The organism is Pseudomonas sp. SJZ131, from assembly GCF_007828705.1.
Lineage (GTDB): Bacteria > Pseudomonadota > Gammaproteobacteria > Pseudomonadales > Pseudomonadaceae > Aquipseudomonas > Aquipseudomonas prosekii.
In genome coordinates, this window is record NZ_VIVC01000003.1 from 629504 (window position 1) to 653958 (window position 24455).

A 24455-nucleotide genomic window follows, 5' to 3' on the forward strand; every position below is an offset into this window, starting at 1 on the left:
ATCTATAGCGAGCTACTGTATAAACCGCCCCAACTAAACCGCGCCATCAAGCAAGAGGATCCCGGACGTGGAAGAAATCATCGAACAACTGCGTGAAGCCAACGAACCAGTACCGGTCCCCTTGGAGTTGCCTGACGAAGATCAGATCGTCGAAATCGAAGAACAATTGTTCATCGACATCCCATTCGTCTTCAGAGAGTTTTTGCTGACCGTCAGCGACGTGGTCTACGGCAGTCTGGAGCCGGTCACTGTCACCGACCCGCAATCCCACACCTACCTGCCAGACGTTGCCGCCAACGCCTGGGACGCCGGTGTCGACCGCAGCATGATCCCGATCTGCCAGGACGGCGACGATTATTACCTGGTCGAAGAAGACGGCACCGTGGTGTTGTGGCAAGCCGAAGAAGAACTGATTGCCGAAGAAACCTGGGAATCGGTCTGGCACTGGGCGCGCGACGTTTGGCTGGAAAGCTGAGCAAATTGCCGCAGCCCTTTGTAGCAACCGCCGAATGTGAAAACCGCCGGATGTAGCAGCTGCCGAAGGCTGCGTCCGGCTGCGAAGCAGCCGCAAACCCCACGCCGATCATCTGCCTGACACACCGGGGCGTCTGATCCGGCGACTGCTGCGCAGCCGAACGCAGGCTGCGCCAGCTGCTACAAAGTCCTGCCAATACCAGATCCATGTAGCAGCTGCCGAAGGCTGCGTCCGGCAGCGAAGCAGCCGCAAATCTCACGCCGATCATCTGCCTGACACACCGTGGCAGCTGATCCGGCGACTGCTGCGCAGCCGAACGCAGGCTGCGCCAGCTGCTACAAAAAGCCCCGTCGCGACCAGATCCATGTAGCAGCTGCCGAAGGCTGCGCCAGCTGCTACAAAAAGCCCCGTCGCGGCCAGATCCATGTAGCAGCTGCCGAGGGCTGCGTCCGGCTGCGAAGCAGTCGCAAACCTCCCGCCGATCATCTGCCTGACACACCGTGGCATTTGATCGGGCGGCTGCGCGGACCTGTTGCGACTAGAGCAAGTCAGTGCCCGGCAGCGTCCTTGTGGTTATCCAGCGTTTCCAGCAACGCCACTTGCATGCGCGTATGCACGCGGATGAACCAGCGCCACAGCAGCGCCGCCACGGCAGCCGTGACCACGGCGATCAGCACCAGCAATTCGTTGGTCGGCAGAATGCTTGCCGACAACGCCGCCAATAGCAGGAAAATCACCAGCAACGAAAGAATCGGGATCACTTCGGCGATCACCCTACGCACTCGGTGCGTGTGCCGACCGGCCATTTCCGGCTTCACGCCCATCTCCGCCAACAACATCGAAAGCGCCTTGAGCTTGCGATAAGCCGCAATCAGAAACGGCAGCGACACCAGCAACGCCCCGCCCCAGATCAGCGCTTTCTGCCAACTCGGCTCACTGATCCATGCTTGCAGATACGCCGACATGCGCTCGGCGAAAAACGCGCCTGAGAAGAAAATCGCAACCACCAGCGCCAGGTTCACCCCGACCTGCAGCAGAATCCGCCGGATCATCGACGCCAGCAGCGCGCCCTCGCCTTGCGGCTGAATGCTGCGCAGCCATTCGCCATACATCCCCAGCACTCGGCTCAGGCGCTGCGGCATGACGGCGGCAAGTTTGATCGACAGCGGATCGGCTGAACGAATCAGATACGGCGTCAGCAGCGTGGTAATCACCGACACCGCCACCGCCACGGGATAGAGGAAGTTGCTGGTGACCTGCAAGGTCATGCCCAGCGCGGCGATGATGAAGGAAAATTCGCCAATCTGCGAAAGACCCATGCCGACCCGCAGTGAGGTACGTCCGTCGTTGCCAGCGATAAAGGCACCGAGCCCGCAGGACAACATCTTGCCGAGCACCACAGCCACGGTGATCACCGCGATCGGCCACGCGTATTGCAGCAGGATCAGCGGATCGAGCATCAGCCCGATGGCGACAAAGAAAATCGCGCTGAACAGGTCGCGAACCGGTTCGATCAAGCGCTCGATTTTCAGCAATTGCCGCGACTCGGCCATGATCGCGCCGATCAGGAATGCGCCGAGGACCATGCTGTATTCGAGTTTGACCACCAGCAGACAGAAGCCGAAACACAGGCCCAACACAGTGATCAGCAACATCTCGTTGCTTTCGAATTTCGCCACATACGCCAGCAGACGCGGCACCAGCAGAATGCCGATGACCAGGGCGACGATCATGAACAATGACAATTTGCCGACCGTGGAGAACACTTCGCCGGAACTGACCGTGCCACTGACCGCGATGCTCGAGAGCAACGCGATGATGCCGATGCCGAGGATGTCTTCGACGATCAGCACACCGAAGATCAACTGCGCGAAGCGCTCGTTTTTCATCTTCAAGTCGTTGAGCGCCTTGACGATGATGGTGGTCGAGGAAATCGCCAGAATCGCCCCGAGGAACAGCGAATCCATGGTGTTCCAGTCGAACCAGCGGCCGATTTCGTAGCCGATCCAGATCATCAGGACGATTTCCAGAAACGCCGCGATGAACGCCGTGGCGCCGACCTTGAACAGTTTGCGCAGGCTGAATTCCAGGCCGAGGCAGAACATCAGGAAGATCACGCCCAGCTCCGCCAGGGTCTTGATCGTTTCTTCGTCGTGGATAAGGCCGAACGGCGGCGTGTGCGGGCCGATGATGAAACCGGCGACGATGTAGCCGAGGACCACCGGTTGTTTGAATCGGTGAAAGAGCACGGTCACTACGCCCGCTACCAACATGATCACTGCCAGATCCTGAATAAAACTGATGGCATGCATGGTATGAGGCTCCTTGAGTGACGTAACTCGACAAAACAGGCTCGGAAAAAGCCTTATCGAGCAGAGTAAAAATCCGCTTTGCGCGTAGGAAAATGCCTTTGGGGTGGGCTTTCGCAGGGTAACACCGCGACTTCCGGCAAAAAGGCGGTGCAATATATGGAAACAGATCGATGCGGCGTGACGGCGATCCCGCGCCCGGCGTCCCGATAACTGAGGTTTGCAAAAACCGGCCAGGCCCCGCAGAGGCGCCGCCCTTTCGAAATTCTGCCTTGACCCGTGAGAACGTTATGGAACCCGGAAACGCCCAGCTGTCGATGACGGTATTGATGACCCCCGACATGGCCAATTTTTCTGGCAATGTGCACGGCGGGACGCTGCTCAAGTACCTCGACGAAGTGGCCTACGCCTGCGCCAGCCGTTATGCCGGCCGCTACGTGGTGACTTTGTCGGTGGACCAGGTGATTTTCCGCGAGCCGATTCACGTCGGCGAACTGGTGACCTTTCTGGCGTCGGTCAATTACACCGGCAACACTTCGATGGAAGTCGGCATCAAAGTCGTGACCGAGAACATCCGCGAGCGCTCGGTGCGCCACACTAATAGTTGCTTCTTCACCATGGTCGCGGTCGATGACCAGCGCAAACCGGCGCCGGTGCCGCCGCTGCAACCGCAGAACAGCGAAGACAAGCGCCGTTTCATCCAGGCCCAGCAACGTCGGCAGATTCGTCAGGAACTGGAAAAGCGTTATCAGGAAATCAAGGGCGACGCCTGAGGTGTTTGATCGTTAAATCGCTTTCGCGGGCAAGCCTCGCTCCTACGGACCCGGGTCGTTCAGGCGAACTCCAACCTGTAGGAGCGAGGCTTGCCCGCGAAGCTTTTAAAGGCTGATCGCAACCGCCTCAAACCGCACCCGCGGATGCGCGATCCGGTCCTGCGCGCGCACCAGTTCCAGCTCGTAACTGGCGCACGCCTGGGTTTCCAGCAGCACTTCATGCACCGCCGCCGCGGTGAACTCGAACGCCGCCACCAGACTATCGCCGAGCAGCACGCGCGCCAGGAACAACCCCGACGTCAGATCACCGACACCGACCGGCTGACGCGGAAACGCCAACAGCGGCCGGCGCAAATGCCAACTGCCCTCAGCCGTCACCAGCAACATCTCGAACACATCCGCCGGTTTGCCGGGATAGTCCAGATGCTTGACCAGCACCGCTTTCGGGCCGCGCGTCAGCAGCGCTCGGGCCATCGCCAGGCAATCGAACAGCGACTGTGGCTTGCGCCCGGAAAAGCTGTCGAGCTCCAACTGATTCGGGCACATGAAGTCCGCCACCGCCGCCGCTTCTTCCAACAGAAAGTCGCTGACCTCGGCCGGCACGCTGCAGCCTTTCTCCGGGTGGCCCATCACCGGGTCGCACAAGTACAAGGCTTTCGGATTGACCGATTTTATCCGCGCCACGCCCGTCAGAATCGCCCGGCCCTGAGCGGCGCTGCCCAGGTAACCGGAAAGCACCGCGTCGCAGTTGCCCAGCTCGCCAATCGCGGCAATGCCTTCAACCAATTCGGGAATCTGCTGCGGCGGCAATATCTCGCCCGCCCATTGCCCGTATTGCGTGTGGTTGGAGAACTGCACGGTGTTGAGCGGCCAGACATTCACCCCGACCCGCTGCATCGGGAAAACCGCGGCGCTGTTGCCGGCGTGGCCGAACACCACGTGGGACTGGATGGCGAGCAGATGGGGCGTGCGTTTCATGCGCTGAGTTCCGTAAAACGATTGAAATTCGAGCCGCGCAGTATGCGACTAAACGCAGCCTGTACGACAGACCGGCGACACAGTTAAGCTGGCGCTATCTTGTTGGAGCACTCTGTCGATGCTGACCCTCGGAAATATCTTCGTGCTGATGCTGCTGGCCACCGGCGGCGCGTGGCTCTGGCACAACCACGGCTTGCGCGAGCGCGCACTGGAGCGGGTCAAGCAGCATTGCGCGAAACTCGAAATCGAGTTGCTCGACGGCAACGTGGCGCTGAAAAAGATCGGTTTTATCAAAGATGCCAACGGTCGTCGACGTCTGGCGCGGGTGTATAACTTCGAATTCACCGTGACCGGCGAAACCCGCCACACCGGGACCATCACCCAATTCGGTGCGCACAGCGCGCAGATTGAACTGGCACCGTACCCGATGCCGTTCGACGACACGCCGCCGGTGGTTGAAGTAGTGAAACCGCGCGGCGAAGTGATCGAAATGAGCCAGTGGCGGCAGGAACACACCAAGTGGCGTCCCTGAAGATGGATGCCTTCACCTGAAACCTGTGGGAGCGAGCTTGCTCTCGAAGCCCCCCTCAAACCTCACGCAAAACCCGACACAACCCCAAACCTTCCTCCAACTCAGCAACATCCTGCGGCTCAGCAAAAATCAGCTCAATCCGCGAATCCTGACGCCATTCGCTCGCCTGCCACACCTTCATTTCCAAGCTACTCAATTCCAAGCTATCCAACTCCAAGCTACCCAACGCATTCGCCGATACCCAACCTTCGCCGCTGTGGATAACCAGCTTCGCCCGCCGCCAGGCAAGGCTTTCCAGCCAGCGCCCAACCCGCGCCGCATCAAATACCTGACTCGGATGCCAGCGCCAACCAATGCTCCAGCCGCCCTCCTGTGCCTGACTCAAGCAAATCGGTGACGCAGGATCAGTCCAGATCGCCGGCAACTGCGCCAAACCCTTGGGCAGCACAAACTTATCCACAGCCGCCACCGCGCGATGTGCCAGCCCCGGCAGTTCGCTCAACGGCAACGCCGCTTGCTGCGTCCAATACACGGGACGCGCCGGCAACTGCTGGATAATCCGCTGCCGATCTTCCTCAGTCAGACCTTCAGACTTGTTCAGCAACAACAAACCCGCGCGGTCCAACGCCTGCTGTTGCGCGGCCGGCAGCGGTTTGCCGGCCGCGAGCGCTTGCGCATCCAGCACCAGCACACACGGTTGCAGCGCCAGCACGCCCAGCCACGGCGCTTCGCTCAACTGACGCAGCAACGTCGCCGGATGCCCCAACCCGGACGGCTCGATAAACAGCCGATCCGGCCGCGCCTTGCGCAGCAATCGCCCGAGGCCGATCTGAAACGGCGCACCATTCACGCAACACAAACAGCCGCCGGCCACTTCGCCCAGTGCGATACCATCGGCGCCCTGGGTCAGTAGCGCGGCGTCGAGACCGATCTGGCCGAACTCGTTGATCAGCACGGCCCAGCGTTCGTGCGCCGGGCGTTGCGCCATCAACTGCTTGATCAGGCTGGTCTTGCCGGCGCCCAATGGCCCGGCGATGACGTGCGTGGGAATGTTCTGCAACATGGTCAAAGTTTTCTGAGGAGGTAAAGGATGCGGTTGATGGGATTGGCGTGGTCAGCATCAGCATTGGAGTTAGCGTTGGCGTTAGGTTTGGCGCTGATGTCCGGCGAGGCGCTGGCGCAGGCGTGTGTGGTGCACAGCACGGCGGAGCGGCTCGACGTCAAAGTCTGTCAGCAGAACCGCAACATCCCGGAAAAACTCTTCGCCGACGGCTTCTGCCAACCGAACTTGCCCGGGCAGAAAGTCGACGTGCGGTACGTCGACCAATGCCCCAGCGGCGCGTTCGGCGTGTGCAGCAACGCGCAAGTCGCCAATATGCCCTACCGCCAGGATATTCACTATTACGGCGTGGCCACCGACGCCGCGTATTTACAACCGTTCTGCGAGGCACAGAGCCAAGGCAACTGGCGCAAACCCTAACTCAGCCAGTCGAGCGTCAGAATCAACCGGCGCTGACCCGGCGCCAGTTGCGGCGAGCGATGAATCAGCCCGAAACCCTCGTTACCGTGCCACTTTTCACCTTTGAGCAACGCCACGTCGCCGCTGTTGATGTGCTGGATCGGCGCCTGCGGCTCGGCGTGCGGACTGCCCAGTTGCCGACGATCAATCGCGCCTTCTTTCAGCCACTCGCTGCCGACGCCCGCATACGTGGTGATCAGCCGAACCGGCACATGATCGACGTGAAATCGCGGGCACATGGCTTGGTCCAACGCGCGCAAACGCAGGCCAACGCGCTTGGCGCCGAGCAAACACGCGAAGGCGCTGACCAGCCACGAAACGTCGGCGATAAAACCTTCGTAGCCTTCAAGGTCGCTGAAACCCGAGGCCAGCCCGCGCAAGTTGGGTTCGGCGTCCTCGCTGGGTATTTCCAGGACCAGCGACTCGGCCAGCGGCTCGTTCAGCGATAACAGCAAACGGGCGAAATCGCCGATGTGCAGCGGTAGTTGGCGCTGCCAAACCGCGAGATTGGCGTCATCGTGAAGGATTTTTGTCAGAACTTTGGGATTGGCTCCGTGATGCTGACGAGGTTTGCGCGGGGACGTTTTGCCCAGCGGGTTGGCCGCCACAGGAGTGAGTGCGAGCATCATGCGGCCTCTTCGTGCCACGGGCCGAATGGGTCGGGCAACATGCGCCAGGCCTCGATGCCCTCGGCCATTTCGTCGTCGGTCAGCAGGCAACCGTCGAGTTCGGCGCTGAGCAGGGCGAAGTCGATGTTCTGCCCGATAAACACCAGTTCCTGGCGGCAGTCACCGCTGCCCGCTGTCCAGTTCTGCATGATCGCGGCAGTGCTTTCCTGATCCTGCGGCCATTGGTTTTTCGGCACAAAACGCCACCAGCGACCGGCGAAACCGTGGCGCATCAAACCGCCGGCCTGCGACCAACTGCCGGCGTCCATGTGCTTGCTCGCCAACCAGAAAAAACCCTTGGAACGCAGGAGTTTGCCGTTGACCCACGGGCGATCGATGAAACTGAAAAAACGCTGCGGGTGAAACGGCCGGCGCGCGCGGTAAGCCGTCGAAGCGATGCCGTATTCGTCGCTTTCCGGCACGTGCTCGCCGCGTAATTCCTGCAGCCAACCCGGTGCCTGCGCGGCTTTTTCGAAGTCGAAACGGCCGGTGTTGAGAATCTTCTCCAGCGCAATTTCGCCCATGACCATGGGAATGATTTCCGCTTGAGCGTTAAGCCGTTCGAGGACCGCCATCAGCTCTTCACGTTCACGGCGGCTGATCAGGTCGATCTTGCTGATCAGGATCACGTCGGCGAATTCGATCTGCTCGATCAGCAGGTCGGTGATCGAGCGCTCGTCTTCCTCGCCCAAGGTTTCGCCACGCGAGGCGAGGCTTTCGGCGGCTTGATAGTCGAGGAGAAAATTCATCCCGTCGACCACGGTGACCATGGTGTCGAGCCGCGCGATGTCGGCGAGGCTCTGCCCGGCCTCGTCGCGGAAGGTGAACGTTTCAGCCACCGGCAACGGTTCGGAAATGCCGGTGGATTCGATCAGCAAGTAATCAAATCGACCGTCCTTCGCCAGTTTGCTCACCTCCTCCAGCAGGTCCTCGCGCAGGGTGCAGCAGATGCAGCCGTTGCTCATTTCCACCAGTTTTTCTTCGGCGCGGTTGAGGCTGACATCGCGTTGCACTTCGCCGCCGTCGATGTTGATTTCGCTCATGTCGTTGACGATCACCGCGACCCGCAGGTTCTCGCGATTACGCAGTACGTAATTGAGCAGCGTACTTTTGCCGGCGCCGAGAAAGCCCGACAGGACGGTCACGGGGAGACGATGGGGCATCAGGTATTCCTCTCAGGTTGGGTCCAACGACGGGTCGAATGCCCGCTCGCGAAAAAAGCCTTGGTTGGTTTTAATGTAATAACATAACATGCAAAACCAAACTTCACGATGGACCTGCTGATGAATGCGCTGACTCTGCCGGATATCGCCACGCAGGCCTCACGCCAAGCCCTGCCACTTGAGTGGGTGGGCATGTGCGGCATTGCCTTGCCGATCCTGATTGACGGCCAACGCTTGAACGCGAGAGCGGATGCCGGCGTCAGTCTTGATGACGGCGAAGCGCGCGGCATTCACATGTCGCGGCTGTATCTGGCCCTGGAAATGCTCGAACGGGAAAACCTCACACCAGCATTACTGCGCCGGGTTTTGCAACATTTCCTCGACAGCCATCAAGGTTTGTCATCCAGCGCTTATCTGAAAATTCACGCTGATTTGCTGGTCAAACGCCCGGCGCTGATCAGTCCGTTAGCGGGCTGGAAAAGCTATCCCCTCAGCATCGATGCACGTTTAGAAAACGATATGTTCCACGTGGAACTAAAAATCGACTTGGCTTATTCCTCGACATGCCCCTGCTCGGCAGCGCTATCCCGGCAACTGATCCAGGCGCAATTCGTCGATGATTTCGCCAACAAATCGCTCAATCACGCTGACGTCCTGACATGGCTGGGCTCCACGAGCGGCATCGTCGCCACCCCGCACAGTCAACGCAGCAGCGCGCAATTGCGCTTACGTTTGCTGGACTGTGTCGAAGACTTGCCGCTGATTGCCGCGATCAACGACGCTGAAGCGGCACTCGGCACTGCTGTGCAAACCGCAGTGAAACGCGCCGACGAACAAGCCTTCGCATTGGCCAATGGGCAGAACCTGATGTTCTGCGAAGACGCCGCGCGCCGTTTGCATCTGGCGCTGAAACGCTCGCCCGGCATCGACGGATTTCACATCCGCGTGGTCCACGCGGAAAGCTTGCACGCCCACGATGCAGTCGCCGAGAGCCACTGCAATTGGCAGCCCGCATGATCCGCTGCCAATCCTTGCGCTGGGGCGCGCCCGGCCAACCGCTGACGCCTGCGGTGGATTTCGCGCTGCCCGCCGGAGGTCTCACTGCTGTGATTGGCGCCAATGGCTCGGGCAAAAGCAGCTTGCTCAAAGTCATTGCCGGTCTGCAAAAACCACTGTCCGGGAAAATTCTGCTGGATGTTCCACGCCAGGGCGGCCTGTCTTTTCTGCCACAGCAGCAACACTTGGATCGGCAGTTTCCGATCAGCCTGCAAGAGTTGGTCGCCGCAGGATTCTGGGGCAGCAAGCAATCAGCGCAAGTGCGCAAGCAGAAACTCGAAAGCGTATTGCACGACTGGTGCCTCAGTGGCTTGGAGCAACGCCCGCTCATGGCGCTGTCCGGCGGCGAGTTGCAGCGCGCCCTGCTCGCCCGTTTAAGTCTCGCCGAAGCACCGTTGCTGTTGCTCGACGAACCCCACGCCGCACTCGATGAACTCGGCCAGGAATTGCTGTGGCAACACATCCACGCCTGGCACGCCGCCGGCCGAACTTTGCTGATCGTGTGCCATGACCTCGCCGCCGTGCGCCAACATATAAGCCAAACCCTGCTGATCAAAAGCAGCGGCTGCACCCTCGGGCTCAGCACTGAACTGATACGCCAACAACCGCAAACGCAGGTGGCCTGATGATCGCCGCCGCACAACTTTGGCAACCGTTTCACGAATTCGTATTCATGCGCCGGGCGTTGCTCGGTGGTCTGGTGCTGGCGTGCAGCACGGCGCCGCTCGGGGTGTTTTTGATCCTGCGGCGCATGAGCCTGATCGGCGACGCGGTCGCTCACGGCATCTTGCCCGGCGCCGCGTTGGGTTTCTGGTTCTTCGGTTTGAGCCTGCCGGCGCTGACACTCGGTGGTCTCGGCGCCGGCCTGAGCATGGCTGGACTGGCCGCATGGATCACCCGCCGCACCGGCCTGCGCGAAGACGCCAGCCTCGCCGCGATCTACCCGATTTCCCTCGCCAGCGGCGTGCTGATCCTCGGCATCGCCGGCAAACGCCTGGACCTGTTACACCTGTTATTCGGCTCGGCATTGGCGGTCGACGGCCCGACGCTCAGCGGCATGTTGTGGGTCTCCGGTTTCAGTCTGATCGCCATGGCGCTGATCTATCGACCGCTGCTGCTGGACACCCTCGACCCACTGTTTCTGCAAACCGTCAGCCGTCTCGGGCCGCTCGCGCACGGCGTATTCCTGACGTTGGTGGTGCTGAATCTGGTGATCGGTTTCCAGGCCATCGGCGCGTTGATGGTGGTCGGTTTAATGATGTTGCCGGCCGCCGCTGCGCGATTCTGGAGCCGTCGATTGCCAGTGCTGATGGCCATCGCCGCGCTGCTCGGCTGCCTCTCGGTGTGGCTCGGTTTGCTGCTGTCGTTCTATTGCTCGCTGCCCAGCGGCCCGGCCATCGTGTTGATGGCGGGCGCGTTGTATCTGTTGTCCGTGGTGTTCGGGCCGGTGCACGGCTTGTTGCGCCGCCCGCCCTTGCTCACATCCCAATGAGGTGTTTCCCGATGCGCGTTGTACTCGTGCTGTTCAGTTTGCTGCTGTCGATGTCGATATCCGCGTTGGCGGCGGCGGCGGAAAAACTCCAGGTCGTCACCAGCTTCAGCATCCTCGCCGACATGACGCAGCAGGTCGGCGGCGAACATATCCAGATCAGCAACATGGTCGGCGCGGACGCCGATGCGCACACTTACGAGCCGACGCCGGACGACGCCAAAGCGCTGCTCAACGCCAAACTGATCATCAAGAACGGCCTCGGTTTCGAGCCATGGCTGGATCGTCTGGTGACCAGCACCGAGACCACCGCGCCGGTGATCAGCGCGAGCCACGGGGTGATTCCGCGCTCGCTGGATGAGGATGGCGAAACCGTGCCCGACCCGCACGCCTGGCACAACCTGGCGAACAGCGAGCTGTACATCGCCAACATCACCAAAGCGCTGATTGCCGCCGACCCGGCAAACCGCGCCGACTACCAACGCAACAGCCAGGCTTACCTGAAACAGATCTACGCCCTGCTCGCCGAGGCCAAAAACAAGCTCGGTTCGCTGCCGCCGGGCAACCGCAAGATTGTCACGTCACACGATGCGTTTGGTTATCTCGGCCAAGCCTACGGCATCGAGTTCATGGCGCCGCAGGGTTTGTCGACCGAGCGCGACCCGTCGGCGGCGGAAGTCGCGGCGTTGATCACGCAGATCCGTCAGGCCAAGGTCAAAGCGCTGTTCATGGAGAACATCAAGGATGCGCGGCTGCTCAAGCAGATTGCCGATGAAAGCGGCGCGAAGATTGGCGGCACGTTGTACTCCGATGCGCTCGCCGCCAGCGGCCCGGCCAGCACCTTCGCCGGGCTGTTCGAATACAACCTCAACACCCTGTACGAGGCGTTGAGTAAACCGTGATCGGACCTGAGTGGGTGGTGTTTTAGAGGACGTCTTCGCGGGCAAGCCTCGCTCCTACGGACGGTAATATCCGTAGGAGCGAGGCTTGCCCGCGAAGCTTTTATGCGCGCGGCTTGACCGTGCCGCAATCCTTGCCCAGCCAGACCGCGCGGCTGTCCAGGCTGCCCTGCTGCTGGATACCCGTGGCGTTGAACGTGCCACTGACCTTGGTGGTGAACTCACGATCACTGAGGAACGTCGCGACGCCGGCACCTTGCGCTTTCGGGCAGCTGAACTTGAATTTCCACTGATTGCCGGTGCGATCAGTGATTTCCTGTTTGCAGCCCGACGCCGGGTCGGTCAGCGGAATGTTGTCCGTCGCCACTTGCTCCTGCGTCAGGCAGGCACGAACGCCCTTGCCGCCAATGTTGATGCCCTGCTTCTCCAACTGCGCGCGCTGCTGCGGCGTCATCTGGCCTTGCAACTGGCCTAGGATCAGTTGCAGGTCCGGCAGGTTCTGGTTATCGACTTTCATGTTGCTCGTGGTCAATTCCCACAGACCCGGCTGCAGCATCTGCGCCTGCGCGGCAACCGGAAGGGACAAACCGAGGGCCATGGCCACACCCAACAGACGAACATTCATCGAGTAACTCCTGATCATTAGTGGCCGTTAGACGTCAGCTCCAGGCTTCGGTTCATGGCCCAATTAAATAGCGACATTCTGCACGGAACATGGTCTTTTACGTATTGAATCTTCAGGAGCAAGGTTGCCTCATGGATTATTTTGGACCGCACGTTTTCGGTTACCTGATCGCCTTGTTGCACACGCTGGGCCTGATTGCCGCCATCCACGCCGTGTTGACCGTGCGCACCGCCCAAGGCTCGATTGCCTGGGCGCTGTCGCTGCTGTTCATTCCCTACCTCACGCTTATCCCTTATCTGGTGTTCGGCCGCAGCACGTTCGACGGCTACATTCAGGCCCGACGTCAGGCCAACGAAGAAATGCGCAAAGCGATTTCCGAGCTGAACTGGCGACCCTGGGTCGAAGAAGCCCTGACCGCCCGCGCGTCCAGTGCCTACGCCTCGCTGAGGGCGATGCCGAAACTGGGGCGCATGCCGTGCCTGGCGAACAACGAAGTGCACCTGTTGATCGACGGCACTGCCACGTTCGAAGCGATCTTCGCCGCCATCAGCAACGCCAAGGAAGCGGTGCTGGTGCAGTTTTTCATCATCCACGACGACCGCCTCGGCCAGCGCCTGCACAACCTGCTGCTGAAAAAGGCCAGTGAAGGCGTGGCGGTTTACTTGCTTTACGACCGCATCGGCAGCCACTCGTTGCCGCACAGTTATGTCCAACCGTTACGAGATGCCGGGGTCGAGGTCAAAGCGTTTGCCACGCGCAGCGGCTGGCTCAATCGCTTCCAGGTGAATTTCCGCAACCACCGCAAGATCGTCGTGGTCGATGGCGTCCTCGGTTTTGTTGGCGGGCATAACGTCGGCGACGAATACCTCGGCGAAAAACCACCGCTGGCACCGTGGCGCGATACCCACGTGCAAGTGCGCGGCCCGGTGGTGGCGTGCATGCAGGAGTCGTTCGCTGAGGACTGGTTCTGGGCCGCACGCACGTTGCCGCCGCTGATCCTGCCGGACGTTTACCCGGACGACGGCGTGCTCTGCCAGTTGCTCGCCAGCGGCCCGGCAGATTCCTACGAAACCTGTTCACTGTTCTTCGTCGAAGCGATTCACGCAGCCACCGAACGTGTGTGGATCACCAGCCCTTATTTCATTCCCGACGAAGCCGTGTTTGCGGCGCTGCGCCTGGCCGTGTTGCGCGGTGTCGATGTGCGGCTGCTGCTGCCGTCGCGTCCGGATCACCGCATCGTTTACGCCGCGTCCAGTCTCTACGCTTTCGAAGCGGTGCGCGCCGGCGTGCGAGTGTTCCGTTACGAACCCGGTTTCATGCATCAGAAAGTGGTGTTGATCGACAGCGAAATCAGCGCCATCGGCAGCGCCAATCTGGACAACCGTTCATTCCGGCTGAATTTCGAAGTGATGCTGCTGACCGTCGACAGCGTGTTCGCGGGCGAAGTCGAGAAGATGCTTAATGATGACTTCGCCCAGTCCCACGAAATCGCCAAGGAAGAAAGCCGGGAAACCCACCGCTTGCAGCAAGTCGGCATGCGGGTCGCCCGGCTTATTTCGCCGATCCTCTAAGGCGTGATCCTCTAAGGCGTGTAGATGTCGTCGCGGGTCCAGGGCAATTCGTGGCTACCGTCCGGATGCGCCTTCACCGCGAGAATCTGGTGCAGGTTGATCCAGCCTTTGGCGAAGGCGTAGGCGCAACCGGCCAGGTACAGCCGCCAGATGCGCAGCGCCTGCTCGGGCACCTCTTTGGCGGCGGTTTCCAGATTGTCTTCGAGGCGTTCGCTCCAGTGATCAAGCGTGCGCGCGTAATGCAGGCGCAGGCTCTCGACGTCGACAATCTCTAATCCGGCTTCGCTGATCTCGGCAGAAATCATCGACAAGTGCGGCAGCTCACCGTTGGGGAACACGTACTTCTCGATGAAATCCCCGGCGCCGCGTCCCACCGGCCGGCCGTCAGTGTGTTTGGCGGTGATGCCGTGGTTCATCACCAGACCGCCCTCCTTCACTGCGCCGAAAAGAATTTTGCAGTACTCGGCGAGGTTGGCATGGCCGACGTGTTCAAACATGCCGACGCTGACCACTTTGTCGAAACGCCCGTCCTGCGGCAAATCGCGATAGTCGAGCAGTTGCAGTTCGACCTGATCTTCCAGCCCTTCCTCTTTGACTCGCTCACGGGCCAAGGCCAATTGCTCCTTGCTCAGGGTAATGCCGAACACTTTCGCGCCACATTCACGCGCCGCGTAACGCGCCAGACCGCCCCAGCCGCAACCGACATCCAGCAGATATTCGCCCGGTTGCAGCCGCAGCTTGCGACACAAGTGGCGGAATTTGGCCTGCTGCGCCTGTTCCAGCGACTCGCTGCCGGTCTCGAAATAGGCGCAGGAGTACGCCATGTCGCTGTCGAGCCACAGTTGGTAAAACGCGTTGGAAAGGTCGTAGTGGTAGGAAATCGCCTTGGCGTCGGTTTCCTTGTCGTGGGCGAGTCGTACCGGCTGACTGTCGGCATCGCCCAATAACGCCTGGCTCCATTCATCGCAGACGCGGATCACGTCGCTGATCGAGCCTTCCAGCTCAAGCTTGCCTTCGACGAACGCAGCGCCTAGCGCATCCAGGCTTGGGTGGGTGAACTGGGTAACCATTTGTGGGTCCTTGACCACAATCGTGACGCTGGGCGTCGGCCCCAGATTAAATTCATGGCCATCCCAGAGTCGCAGGCGAAGCGGTAATTGCAGATTCTGTAAGGCCGGTGGAAGTTGCGCGAGCATGGAGAATCCCCCTTGTTTCAGACGTCTGATCTGAGGGTAGACCAACTTAAGAAAATAGCAGGCTATCGATAAATAGCCGTTTTCTATGACTGTAGGCGCACGGGTGAATGTGCTGGCCCGATCGCGAGCAAGCTTTGCTCCTGCAGGGACTTGGCCTTAGCTACCAAGCGCTCGTCGGATGGCCCTCAAGCAGATGACTTCGAATGTGGAAGACAGTTCTGAAAATTGCCCAACCGCTGATCCGCCAGTCAGCGCGCCGTTCATTACTTATCTTTCAGCTTCAACAATGGCTCTTGAAAACGCAGCAACCGTCCGGCGTTACCCAGCACCAGCAAAGTACTGAAGTTGTGCAGCAACGCGGCGATCATCGCCCCCGCCGCGCCGAGCCAGCCGAATGCGGCAAACGCGACAATCGCCAAGGTCCAGCCGAGGCCGATGATCACGTTGACCTGCAATGTCTGCCGACACTGGCGACTCAAGCGCACGCAGGTGCCGAGTCGGCGCAAGTCGCTGCCGATCAACACGATGTCCGCCGACGCCAGCGCAATGTCCGCACCACCCGCGCCCATCGCAACCCCCACCACGCCGGCCTTCAGTGCCAGTGAATCGTTGATGCCATCGCCGACCACCATCGGCCGAAAGCCGTTGCCGATTTCCGCCATCACCCGATTGAGTTTGTCTTCCGGCAAGGCTTGCGCCTCAACATCGCTGATCCCGACGTCACGCGCCAACGTCTGCGCGACACTTTGCCGGTCACCGGTCAGCAGCAATTGCCGGCCCAGTCCGAGTTCGCGCAATTCCTGCAACGCAAAATGCGCTTCCGGTTTGAGCGTGTCCGCGAGCAATAGCCACGCGAGGAATTCGCCGTTCAGCGCGAGTCCGGCAATCGGACCGTCGTGCTCGGGAATCGCCGAAGTGACGATGCCCAATTGCGCAAACAACTCCGGACGCCCGAGCGCCGCTTCGCCCTGCTCGGTCATTGCAACGACGCCCAAGCCCTGGCGTTCGTGAATGTCCGACAGCGGCAGAAGGTGCTCTGGCGTAGCCAGACTGGCCAACGCGCGACTGACCGGATGGCTGCTCGCCGAACCGAGGCTGGCGGCCAGTTTCAGCACGAGGCTGCGATCCTCCAACGGACTGTCGATTGATTGCAGGCGCAAGGTGCCGAAGGTCAACGTGCCGGTTTTATCCACCACCAGTGAGGTCAGGTCCGCCAGTTCTTCGAGGAACGCCGAGCTGCGAATCAGGATGCCGTGACGCGCCGCGACCGCCACCCCGGCAATCGCCGTGGCCGGCGCCGACAATACCAGCGCGCACGGGCAAGCGGCGACCAACACCGCGAGCATCGCTTGCGCATCGTTGGTGACGAACCACGTCACCGCCGCCCGCAACAGCACCAACACCATGTAGCTGCCGGCGTAACGCTCGAGCAAACGAGTGATCGGCGGCTTGGAACGCTCGGCGCTCTGCATCAGCGCGATGACCTTGCCGAGGGTCGATTCGTTGCCGGTGCGCGTCACTTCAATCCGTAGCAAACCGTCGAGGTTGATCGCGCCGCCAAATACGCTCATGCCGGCCGCCACTTCCAGCGGCACCGACTCGCCGGTAATCGACGCGGTGTCGAGGCTGGCCTGACCGGACAACACGCGGCCATCCGCCGGCACCCGATCGCCGGCGCGCACTTCGACAATATCGCCAGCCTGGAGCGTGCCGTTGTCGACTTCAATGATCGCGCCGTCCGCCTGCACCATGCGCGCGTGGCTGCGGGTGAGTTTGCCCAAAGCGTGGATCGCTTCTTGCGAACCGATGACGCTGCGCTCCTCCAATACGTGGCCGAAGATCATGATGATCGGCAGCAACGCGGCGGTGAGCAGATCGCCAGTAGCCCAGGCGCCGAGCATTGCCAACGCAATCAGTTGATCGGTAATGCCGTGCAAACTTGGGTAGCGCAGGCTGTACCACGCCGAGCGCATCACCGGCACCGCGACCAATAACGAAGCAAAACCGAGCAGCAATTGGCTGACCCCGGTTTGCTCCGGCGACAGCCAACGCCAGATCAGACCGAGCGCGAGCAAGCCAAGTGCGAGCATCGCGAGGGTCAGTTGGCGAGCGGCGCTGCGTTGTTCGGCCGAGGACAACAGGCTTGGTTCGGACGCGATATGCGCGGGGGTGGTCATTGTGTGGCTCCCTGAATGATCAGGCGGGAATCGTCTTTCGGATCGACCGTGGTCACCGAACCGGCCTGGCCGAGGATCTTCGGCATGCGCTCGCGATAGAGGCGCAGGAGCATTTGCGGGTCGGTGCCCTGTTGCTGCGCTTTGCTCAGGCTCAGCACCGTAGCGGTGGCGGCCGAAGCATCGGCCAGTCGTTCACTGGCTTGCGCGTGCGCCACTTGCAACGCGCGGTCGGCTTGCTCGTTGGCGATCTGGGTGGTTTTTTCGGCCTCGGTGCGCGCATTGGCCACGGCTTTGTCGGCCTGTTGACTGGCGGTGAGCACGGCGTTGAAAGCAGCGACTGCCGGGCCGGGCAAGCTCGATTGCACGTCGACGCGGGCGACTTCGATGCCGATGCCCTGCCCCGTCGCCGCCAGTTCGGCCAGTCGCTGATTGATGCTTTGCACCAGATCACCGCGCAGGCGTTCGCGGCGTTCGGCGGCTTTGTTGTCGGCGCCGATCAGCTCAGGTCGGGCGACCAGAATCGTGTCGAGATCGCGTGCGGCAGTCAGCGCCACGGCACTGCGCGTGACTAGCCGATCCAGCGCCGGCAGCACGTGTTCGCCCTGAAGTACGAACGCGTAAGGCTCGGTGACTTTGTAAAAAACCCGCACATCGAGTTGCACGACTCCGGCGTCACCGGTCAGCAAATAACCAGACCCGGCGAGTGCATCGCTGAGCGGCGTGGCAAACGTCGCGACACGATCCGCCTGCAATGCGACATCGCTACGCAGCAGATTTTCGACGCGGCGCTCGATCACCCGATCCGCCGCTGGCAACAAAATCACCTGCTCAAAAGGACTCGGCCACGCCAGCAACAGCCCGGCATTTTGAATGCGATCCAGCGCGCCGAAGTGCAAAACCACCGCGCGATTTTGTGGATCAATCTGCCGCACATTCGAAAACGCCCAGACCAGCGCAGCCAGGATAGTCACCGCGTACAACGCCAAAAAAGCCAAGCGTCCGGCCTGAATCCAAGGGCTGTTTATCTCATGTGTTCCACGTGGAACTAATTTCATGGCTGCGACCCGGACTTGTTGTCGAGGCTCGGCGGCCCGTCCACCAACACGCGAAATGGCGCTGCATCCGTGCGCAAAATCAATTTGGTCCCGGGCGAAACAATCGTGCCCAAGGTGTCGAGCGAACGCAGCAAATTGTAGAGCTGCGGCGATCCGGCATAAGCGCGGCCGTAAATCTGCGCCGCTTCGACCCGGGATTGCGCTTCGATGTCCGCCGCTTTGACCATGGCATCAGCTTGCACCACCCGCGCATCGCGCTCGGCGGCGGAGCGGATTTGCGCGGCTTCGCGTTTGCCGATCGCCGTGCGTTCGGTGGCGATTGTTTCACGCTCGGCGCGCATGCGATCGACCGTGGCGGTGAGCGTCACCGAGGGTAACGTCAGCCGCTCGATGCCGACTTGCAGCACGCGCACTCCATAAGTGGTGAGCAACTGCTGATCGATTTGCTGGCGCAGTTGCGCTTCAAAATCGGCGATGTGCACTTGATTGGCGTCGGTGTTCACCAGGTTGGCCAAGTCAAAACTGCTGGCGGTGGTTTCCAGCGCCGAGCCGACGAAGGTGCGAATCTGCCGCGCCGCTTCATCCGGCTGGTTCTGCACCGCACGCATGAAGCGCTGCACATTGTCCGGATCACCCTGAACCTGCCACGCCACGTAAGCCTGGACGATGATGCGCAAACCGTCGCGCGTGCCGACATCCTGCAAACCGCTGGACGTGGTGCGCAGGCGCAAGTCCACCGGAATCGCCGCTTCGAACGGCGCCGGCCAACGCCAACCGAGTCCCGGTTCCAGCAGCACCCGTGATGGATTGCCGAAACGGGTGATTACCGTGGCCTCGCCGGAACGCACTTGCACCAGGCTCGCCGCCGCAATGGCAAACGCCACCAGCAGCGCCGCCCAAGCCATGCGCCGCCACGGAAATGGCCCGGCCGCTTGCGCATCACCGTGGTGGTGATGGTGATGCCCGTGATGGTGGCCGCCATGGCCATGGCTGTGCCCAGCGTGATCGTCGTGAGGGTGATTATGCGGCTGGCTCAATGGGTGGCTCCTGGCTGAGCGGGGTTACGCGGCGACGCAGGGTCGGCCGGCAGCGTGAAGGTTCGCAGGTCGATGGTCGGCGCATTGCTGCTGCCGCCGAGGCGATGATCGAGGATCAGCAGATTGGCGTTGACCAGGCCTTGGCTCAATTGGCTCAGATACTGTTCGAGCACAAACGCCTGGCCGGCACTGGCGTAGGCCTTGCGCTCGGCGCTGAAACGCAAGTCCGAGGCCTGCGCCGTGGCGTTGATTTCGCGCGCAGTGGCGGTCGCTTGGTCGCGGGCAACGCTGGCCTGCAATTGCGCCTGATTGGTCGCCTGCGCCGCCGCGCCACGCTCACGCGCGATCAAGGCTTGCGCGCCAATCTGCGCCGCTTGCACGGCGTGATAGGCATTGGCTGCGCCGGCCGGTGGGTGAATCGCTTCGACCACGGTCGCGAGAATCTCCACGCCGCTGTCGAGCTTCTGCAAGTCGGCTTGCACCGCGCGGCCAATCTCGTCGCCCAGCCCTATCCGGTCGGCACCGAGCAAACCGTCGAGGGTTCGCGAGGCGAAGTCGTGCACCAGAATCCGGCTCGCGGTGCTGCGAATCAGCGTTGGTACATCGGCGCTGTTGTAGGTCGCGGCCAACGCCGCTTGATCGCTTAGGCCGATGCGGTAGACGAACCGCACGTCCATGTTGACGATTTGAAAGCTCTGCTTGTCGGCGCGGCTGCTGGCGATGACTTGGGATTTGTCGTTGACGTGGCTGGCGTCCCACAAGCGATTGGCAATTGCCGGCGGCGGACCTTCTGCCGGTTCGGCGGTCCTCGGCAACCCTCCTCCGTCGCTGACGCTGGTGGCCAACTCGTGGACCACGCCGTTCTCGACGCGCAACACGCGACCCAGCGGCCACGGCAAACCGGCGTGCAAACCCGGGCCGAAGACTTGCACCGGTTTGCCGAAACGCTCGTAGATGCCGCGCCCCTGCAGCGGGATTTCGTCAATACCGGTCAGCGCCCAACCGACGACAGCCACCACCGCCAGCACCGGCAGGAAAGCGCGGCGCATGTAGGTGAAAGCCCAGATCTGCCGCAGGTCGATGCCGAAGCGGTTGTGCAATTCATGCTGCAACGCCAGCAACGGTTGCGGCGGCCAGCGCAGCAGGTCGGCGATGAAACTGCGCGCGAGCAATGTCGGTTCGACTTGCTCGCGCGGCGGACTGAACAGCGACAGCACGGCGCGCAGCAGCAATTCGGCTGCCACCAACCCCGGCAGCACACCGATCAACACCGCCAGACGAACTGGCCACACTGAGGTCTGGTTGGCGAACAACAGGCACAACGCGCTCAGCACCAGACCGATAATCGCCACGCGCGTGAGCTGCGCCAACGCGTTCGCTTCCGGCCATTCGGCGGCGTTTTGCTGCGCGAACTGGCGTTCCAGCACCAGCAAACCGAAGGCCAGCAGCAACGACAACGACGCGCCGACACTGGCCGCCACACCTAGCGTGGCCGGCGCCAGACTCAGGTTCCAGACTTGCGCGATGCTGTACAACGTCAACAACGCCCAACCGGCCAGCCACAACGTCGGCGCGCCGATCTGCGCGAGCATGCGCACCCAGCGCTGGCTGATGCGGTCGAGCAAGCGTTCATACCAGCCCAGCGGCGCAGGCACTTCTTCGTCAGCAACCACCGGCAGCGCCACCACAGGATTCAATGCCCGCGCGCGCCAGTCGGTCACCCATCCGGCCGCTTGCAAACCGGCAATCAGCACCAGCAAACCGGCACTTTGATTCACCAGCAACGCGCCCCACAGCGACTGCGGCGCAAACAGCGCTACGAAAAACGCCAACACCAGCCCAATCGCTGCGAGCGCACCCAGGGCTATCGCGTACTGACGCAAGCGCCGCTGCTGAAACTGCGCCTGCTGAAAGCGCGGCAACCCCGCCACCTGCGTTTCATCGACATCAAGATCGACTTGCATACCACCCCAGAATTTATTGATTGCCGACGTCACATCTTGTTACTCGTCGTTACCTTATAACGAAGCGAGTGAAATTTCCGTTGTAAATCGCTGCATCTAAGCCGCCCGACCTGTCGCTTGGCTGAAGCCTTGACCGAAACACCGCGAAACGCTCATATTACGCTCGTAATTTTTACCAGCAGCTACGGTTAACCATCCGGTCCCTACTCAGGAGTACAAGCATGAGCACCTATGACGTCGTGATTCTGGGCGGTGGCCCGGGCGGTTATAACGCGGCGATTCGCGCGGGCCAGTTGGGCCTCAAAGCCGCGTGCGTCGAGGGCCGCGCGACGCTCGGCGGCACGTGCCTGAACGTCGGTTGCATGCCGTCCAAAGCCTTGCTGCACTCCTCCGAACTCTACGACGCGGCCATGGGCGCGGAATTCGCCAACCTCGGAATCGAGGTCAAACCGACGCTCAACCTCGCGCAGATGATGAAGCAGAAGGATGAAAGCGTGACCGGCCTGACCAAGGGCATCGAGTTTCTCTTTCGCAAAAACAAAGTCGACTGGATCAAGGGCTGGGGCCATATCGACGGGCCGGGCAAAGTCACGGTTACCGACAGCGCCGGCGGCAAAACCGAACTGAGCGCCAAAGACATCATCATCGCTACCGGCTCCGAGCCCACTCCCCTGCCCGGCGTCGCCATCGATAACCAGCGCATCCTCGACTCCACCGGCGCGCTGTCGTTGAGCGAGGTGCCGAAACACTTGGTGGTGATCGGCGCCGGGGTGATTGGCCTGGAACTGGGCTCGGTCTGGCGGCGCTTGGGCGCGCAGGTGACGGTGGTCGAATACCTCGAGCGGATTTGCCCCGGCGTCGATGCCGAGGCCGGCAAAACCTTGCAGCGTTCGCTGAGTAAGCAAGGCATCAGCTTCAAGTTGAGTTCGAAAGTCACCAGCGCCACCACGTCCGAGAACGGCGTGCAGCTGAGCGTCGAACCGGCTGCCGGCGGCACCGCCGAATTGCTTGAAGCGGATTACGTGCTGGTTGCCATCGGCCGCCGACCTTTCACCGAAGGTCTGGGCCTGGAGAACGTCGGCCTCGCCACCGACAAGCGCGGCATGCTCGCCAACCAGGGCCATCGCACCGAAGCGGCAGGCGTCTGGGTGATTGGCGACGTGACGTCCGGGCCGATGCTCGCGCACAAAGCTGAGGACGAAGCGATGGCGTGCGTCGAGCAGATCGTCGGCAAGGCTGGCGAGGTCAATTACAACCTGATCCCGAACGTGATCTACACCCGACCGGAGCTGGCCAGCGTCGGCAAGACCGAAGAACAGTTGAAGGCTGAGGGCCGCGCGTACAAGGTCGGCAAGTTCCCTTTTACCGCCAACAGCCGGGCGAAGATCAATCATGAAACCGAAGGTTTTGCCAAAGTGCTGGCCGATGAGCGTACGGATGAAATCCTCGGCGTGCATCTGGTCGGCCCGAGCGTCAGCGAAATGATCGGCGAGTATTGCGTGGCCATGGAATTCAGCGCCTCGGCCGAGGACATCGCCCTGACCTGCCACCCGCACCCGACCCGCTCCGAAGCGTTGCGTCAGGCAGCGATGAATGTCGAAGGGATGGCGACGCAAATGTAAATGCCGGCCGGTCGACCGCTATCGCGAGCAGGCTCGCGCCTATGGAAATGCATTTCAATGTGGGAGTGAGCCTGCTCGCGATGGCCGCGCCGCGGTTCTACTGAGGTAAATGCCCCAGCGGCAGCGCGCCTGGGGTTTTCACGGTATGGATCGCAAAGTTGCTGCGGATGTCGCTGACCCCCGGCAACTTGAGCAAGCGTCCGGTGAGAAAACGCTCGTACGCGCGCAAGTCCGGCACCACCACTTGCAGCAGAAAGTCCGATTCCCCCGACACCAGAAACGCCGAAATCACCTCCGGCAACGCCGTCACCGCCTCGCGAAACGCGTCAGCCTGTTCGTCGTTGTGCCGCTCGACTTTGACCCCGACAAACACCGTCAACCCGAGCCCGACTTCATCGCGATCGACATTCGCCTGATAGCCGCGAATCACCCCCGCCTCCTCCAGCATCCGCACCCGACGCAAACACGGCGACGCCGACAAACCGATCTCATCGGCCAATTGCACATTGCTCAGGCGCCCGTCGCGTTGCAGGGCGGCGAGAATCTTGCGGTCGTAGGCATCGAGTTTCATCGCTTGGCAGATCCTGATGGTGAATGAATGGTTGCGTGGCAGGTTATGCCAATCACGCTGAGTTTAGAAGTCAACTACGCAAGCACCTGCCCTGCCTCGCGGCCATAGACTGGCGTGACCAAATCGACAACGAACGGGGTGCGACATGCAGGGACTTTGGCTGTTTTTCATGGCGCTGGCGGTGGTGTTTCTGTTGCCCGGCCCGGACATGATCCTGCTGCTGCAAACCGGCGCACGTCAGGGCCGAGGCGCGGCGCTGGCCACGGCGATTGGTTTGGGCATTGCTCGCGGCTGTCATGTCGCGTTGGCGGCGCTGGGGCTGGCGGCGTTGTTCAAAGCGGCGCCGTGGACGTTTGACGTGGTACGGCTGGCCGGTGCCGCGTACTTGCTGTGGATCGGCATTCAATGTTTGCGCACGACGATGCTGCCGAATCTGAACACTGCCGCGGCGACCCTGGAAAAACCGCGCTGGCGCGAATCGATCCAGCGCGGCTTGCTGACCAACCTGCTCAACCCCAAAGCCTTGCTGTTTTGCTCGGTGTTGCTGCCGCAGTTCATCAATCCCCACGGCGGGCCGGTGCTCGCGCAGTTCGCCCTGCTCGGCGTGGCGCTGGTGGCGGTCGGTTTGCTGTTTGACAGCGCTTACGCACTGGTCGGCGCCGCGCTGGGCCGTTGGCTGCAACGCAGTCCTTCGGCCCAACGGGTGCAGCAATGGCTGTTTGGCAGCCTGTTGATCGGCTTCGCGTTGCGGCTGACCTTTGTGCAACAGGCGTGAG

At 61.4% G+C, this 24455-nt stretch carries 23 protein-coding genes; 11 read left to right on the plus strand and 12 right to left on the minus strand.

Annotation, left to right across the window (positions count from 1 at the left end; genetic code table 11):
• Positions 1–67 precede the first annotated feature (67 nt).
• Complete coding sequence (locus FBY12_RS17105; protein WP_007943369.1) at positions 68–475, plus strand: SMI1/KNR4 family protein; 408 nt, start codon at positions 68–70, stop codon at positions 473–475.
• A gap of 548 nt (positions 476–1023) precedes the next feature.
• Here FBY12_RS17105 and FBY12_RS17110 read toward each other — a convergent pair.
• Positions 1024–2787 carry a cation:proton antiporter gene (locus FBY12_RS17110; protein WP_145254216.1) on the minus strand — a complete coding sequence of 588 codons (1764 nt, stop codon included), beginning with the start codon at positions 2785–2787 and terminating at the stop codon, positions 1024–1026.
• 287 nt (positions 2788–3074) lie between these two features.
• On the opposite strand from FBY12_RS17110, the gene FBY12_RS17115 reads away from it, so the two are divergent.
• Positions 3075–3557, plus strand: a complete 483-nt coding sequence (locus tag FBY12_RS17115) for an acyl-CoA thioesterase (RefSeq protein ID WP_092275880.1) — start codon at positions 3075–3077, stop codon at positions 3555–3557.
• A 105-nt stretch (positions 3558–3662) separates the two neighbouring features.
• On the opposite strand, the gene pdxY is transcribed toward FBY12_RS17115, so the two are convergent.
• On the minus strand, positions 3663–4535 hold the full coding sequence (gene pdxY, locus FBY12_RS17120) for a pyridoxal kinase PdxY (RefSeq protein WP_101206859.1): 873 nt from the start codon (positions 4533–4535) through the stop codon (positions 3663–3665).
• 118 nt (positions 4536–4653) lie between these two features.
• Here pdxY and FBY12_RS17125 point away from each other — a divergent pair, with 118 nt between their 5' ends.
• Positions 4654–5067, plus strand: a complete 414-nt coding sequence (locus FBY12_RS17125) for a DUF3301 domain-containing protein (RefSeq protein WP_092275874.1) — start codon at positions 4654–4656, stop codon at positions 5065–5067.
• Positions 5068–5122: 55 nt separating this feature from the next.
• Here FBY12_RS17125 and FBY12_RS17130 read toward each other — a convergent pair whose 3' ends face one another.
• Positions 5123–6130, minus strand: coding sequence for a GTP-binding protein (locus tag FBY12_RS17130; RefSeq protein ID WP_145254219.1), 1008 nt, complete (start codon positions 6128–6130; stop codon positions 5123–5125).
• Positions 6131–6157: 27 nt separating this feature from the next.
• On the opposite strand from FBY12_RS17130, the gene FBY12_RS17135 reads away from it, so the two are divergent.
• The gene (locus FBY12_RS17135) at positions 6158–6547 is read left to right on the plus strand and encodes an NADH:ubiquinone oxidoreductase (RefSeq protein WP_371927455.1); all 390 of its coding nucleotides are present in this window, start codon (positions 6158–6160) and stop codon (positions 6545–6547) included.
• Here the strand turns inward: FBY12_RS17135 and FBY12_RS17140 are convergent.
• Together FBY12_RS17140 and zigA are read right to left on the minus strand one after the other, a co-directional pair.
• Positions 6544–7215, minus strand: coding sequence for a DUF1826 domain-containing protein (locus FBY12_RS17140; protein ID WP_371927456.1), 672 nt, complete (start codon positions 7213–7215; stop codon positions 6544–6546). The genes FBY12_RS17135 and FBY12_RS17140 overlap by 4 nt on opposite strands.
• Positions 7212–8417: a zinc metallochaperone GTPase ZigA gene (zigA, locus tag FBY12_RS17145; RefSeq protein ID WP_145254222.1), complete on the minus strand. Its 1206-nt coding sequence runs from the start codon at positions 8415–8417 to the stop codon at positions 7212–7214. The genes FBY12_RS17140 and zigA overlap by 4 nt, the downstream gene beginning before the upstream one ends.
• 120 nt (positions 8418–8537) lie before the next feature.
• Here zigA and folE2 point away from each other — a divergent pair, with 120 nt between their 5' ends.
• From folE2 to FBY12_RS17165, 4 genes are read left to right on the plus strand one after another with little or no spacing between them, the layout of a single operon-like run.
• Positions 8538–9434 carry a GTP cyclohydrolase FolE2 gene (folE2, locus tag FBY12_RS17150; protein ID WP_145254225.1) on the plus strand — a complete coding sequence of 299 codons (897 nt, stop codon included), beginning with the start codon at positions 8538–8540 and terminating at the stop codon, positions 9432–9434.
• Positions 9431–10099, plus strand: a complete 669-nt coding sequence (locus tag FBY12_RS17155) for a metal ABC transporter ATP-binding protein (protein ID WP_145254228.1) — start codon at positions 9431–9433, stop codon at positions 10097–10099. Before folE2 ends, FBY12_RS17155 begins: the two co-directional genes overlap by 4 nt.
• Positions 10099–10965 carry a metal ABC transporter permease gene (locus tag FBY12_RS17160; RefSeq protein WP_145254232.1) on the plus strand — a complete coding sequence of 289 codons (867 nt, stop codon included), beginning with the start codon at positions 10099–10101 and terminating at the stop codon, positions 10963–10965. Before FBY12_RS17155 ends, FBY12_RS17160 begins: the two co-directional genes overlap by 1 nt.
• A gap of 11 nt (positions 10966–10976) precedes the next feature.
• Positions 10977–11864: a metal ABC transporter substrate-binding protein gene (locus FBY12_RS17165; protein WP_145254235.1), complete on the plus strand. Its 888-nt coding sequence runs from the start codon at positions 10977–10979 to the stop codon at positions 11862–11864.
• A gap of 100 nt (positions 11865–11964) precedes the next feature.
• Here the strand turns inward: FBY12_RS17165 and FBY12_RS17170 are convergent, their stop codons facing one another.
• Positions 11965–12486 (minus strand): DUF3617 domain-containing protein, encoded by a 522-nt coding sequence (locus FBY12_RS17170; protein ID WP_092275854.1) that lies wholly within the window; start codon positions 12484–12486, stop codon positions 11965–11967.
• A 131-nt stretch (positions 12487–12617) separates the two neighbouring features.
• On the opposite strand from FBY12_RS17170, the gene cls reads away from it, so the two are divergent.
• Complete coding sequence (cls, locus tag FBY12_RS17175; RefSeq protein WP_145254238.1) at positions 12618–14057, plus strand: cardiolipin synthase; 1440 nt, start codon at positions 12618–12620, stop codon at positions 14055–14057.
• An 11-nt stretch (positions 14058–14068) separates the two neighbouring features.
• Here the strand turns inward: cls and cfaB are convergent, their stop codons facing one another.
• The 5 genes from cfaB to FBY12_RS17200 form a co-directional block, all read right to left on the minus strand.
• The gene (gene cfaB, locus FBY12_RS17180; protein ID WP_145254241.1) at positions 14069–15253 is read right to left on the minus strand and encodes a C17 cyclopropane fatty acid synthase CfaB; all 1185 of its coding nucleotides are present in this window, start codon (positions 15251–15253) and stop codon (positions 14069–14071) included.
• A 263-nt stretch (positions 15254–15516) separates the two neighbouring features.
• Positions 15517–17430, minus strand: a complete 1914-nt coding sequence (locus FBY12_RS17185; protein ID WP_145254244.1) for a cation-translocating P-type ATPase — start codon at positions 17428–17430, stop codon at positions 15517–15519.
• Positions 17427–18485, minus strand: coding sequence for a protease modulator HflK (gene hflK / locus FBY12_RS17190; protein ID WP_145254246.1), 1059 nt, complete (start codon positions 18483–18485; stop codon positions 17427–17429). The genes FBY12_RS17185 and hflK overlap by 4 nt, the downstream gene beginning before the upstream one ends.
• Positions 18482–19522: a protease modulator HflC gene (gene hflC, locus FBY12_RS17195; RefSeq protein WP_145254249.1), complete on the minus strand. Its 1041-nt coding sequence runs from the start codon at positions 19520–19522 to the stop codon at positions 18482–18484. Before hflC ends, hflK begins: the two co-directional genes overlap by 4 nt.
• Complete coding sequence (locus FBY12_RS17200; RefSeq protein WP_145254252.1) at positions 19519–21486, minus strand: SPFH domain-containing protein; 1968 nt, start codon at positions 21484–21486, stop codon at positions 19519–19521. Before FBY12_RS17200 ends, hflC begins: the two co-directional genes overlap by 4 nt.
• A 221-nt stretch (positions 21487–21707) precedes the next feature.
• On the opposite strand from FBY12_RS17200, the gene lpdA reads away from it, so the two are divergent.
• Positions 21708–23108, plus strand: coding sequence for a dihydrolipoyl dehydrogenase (lpdA, locus tag FBY12_RS17205; protein ID WP_145254255.1), 1401 nt, complete (start codon positions 21708–21710; stop codon positions 23106–23108).
• A gap of 97 nt (positions 23109–23205) precedes the next feature.
• On the opposite strand, the gene FBY12_RS17210 is transcribed toward lpdA, so the two are convergent.
• Positions 23206–23679 (minus strand): Lrp/AsnC family transcriptional regulator, encoded by a 474-nt coding sequence (locus FBY12_RS17210; RefSeq protein ID WP_121732404.1) that lies wholly within the window; start codon positions 23677–23679, stop codon positions 23206–23208.
• Between the two features lie 145 nt (positions 23680–23824).
• Here FBY12_RS17210 and FBY12_RS17215 point away from each other — a divergent pair, with 145 nt between their 5' ends.
• Positions 23825–24454 carry a LysE family translocator gene (locus tag FBY12_RS17215; protein WP_121732405.1) on the plus strand — a complete coding sequence of 210 codons (630 nt, stop codon included), beginning with the start codon at positions 23825–23827 and terminating at the stop codon, positions 24452–24454.
• Position 24455 lies beyond the last annotated feature (1 nt).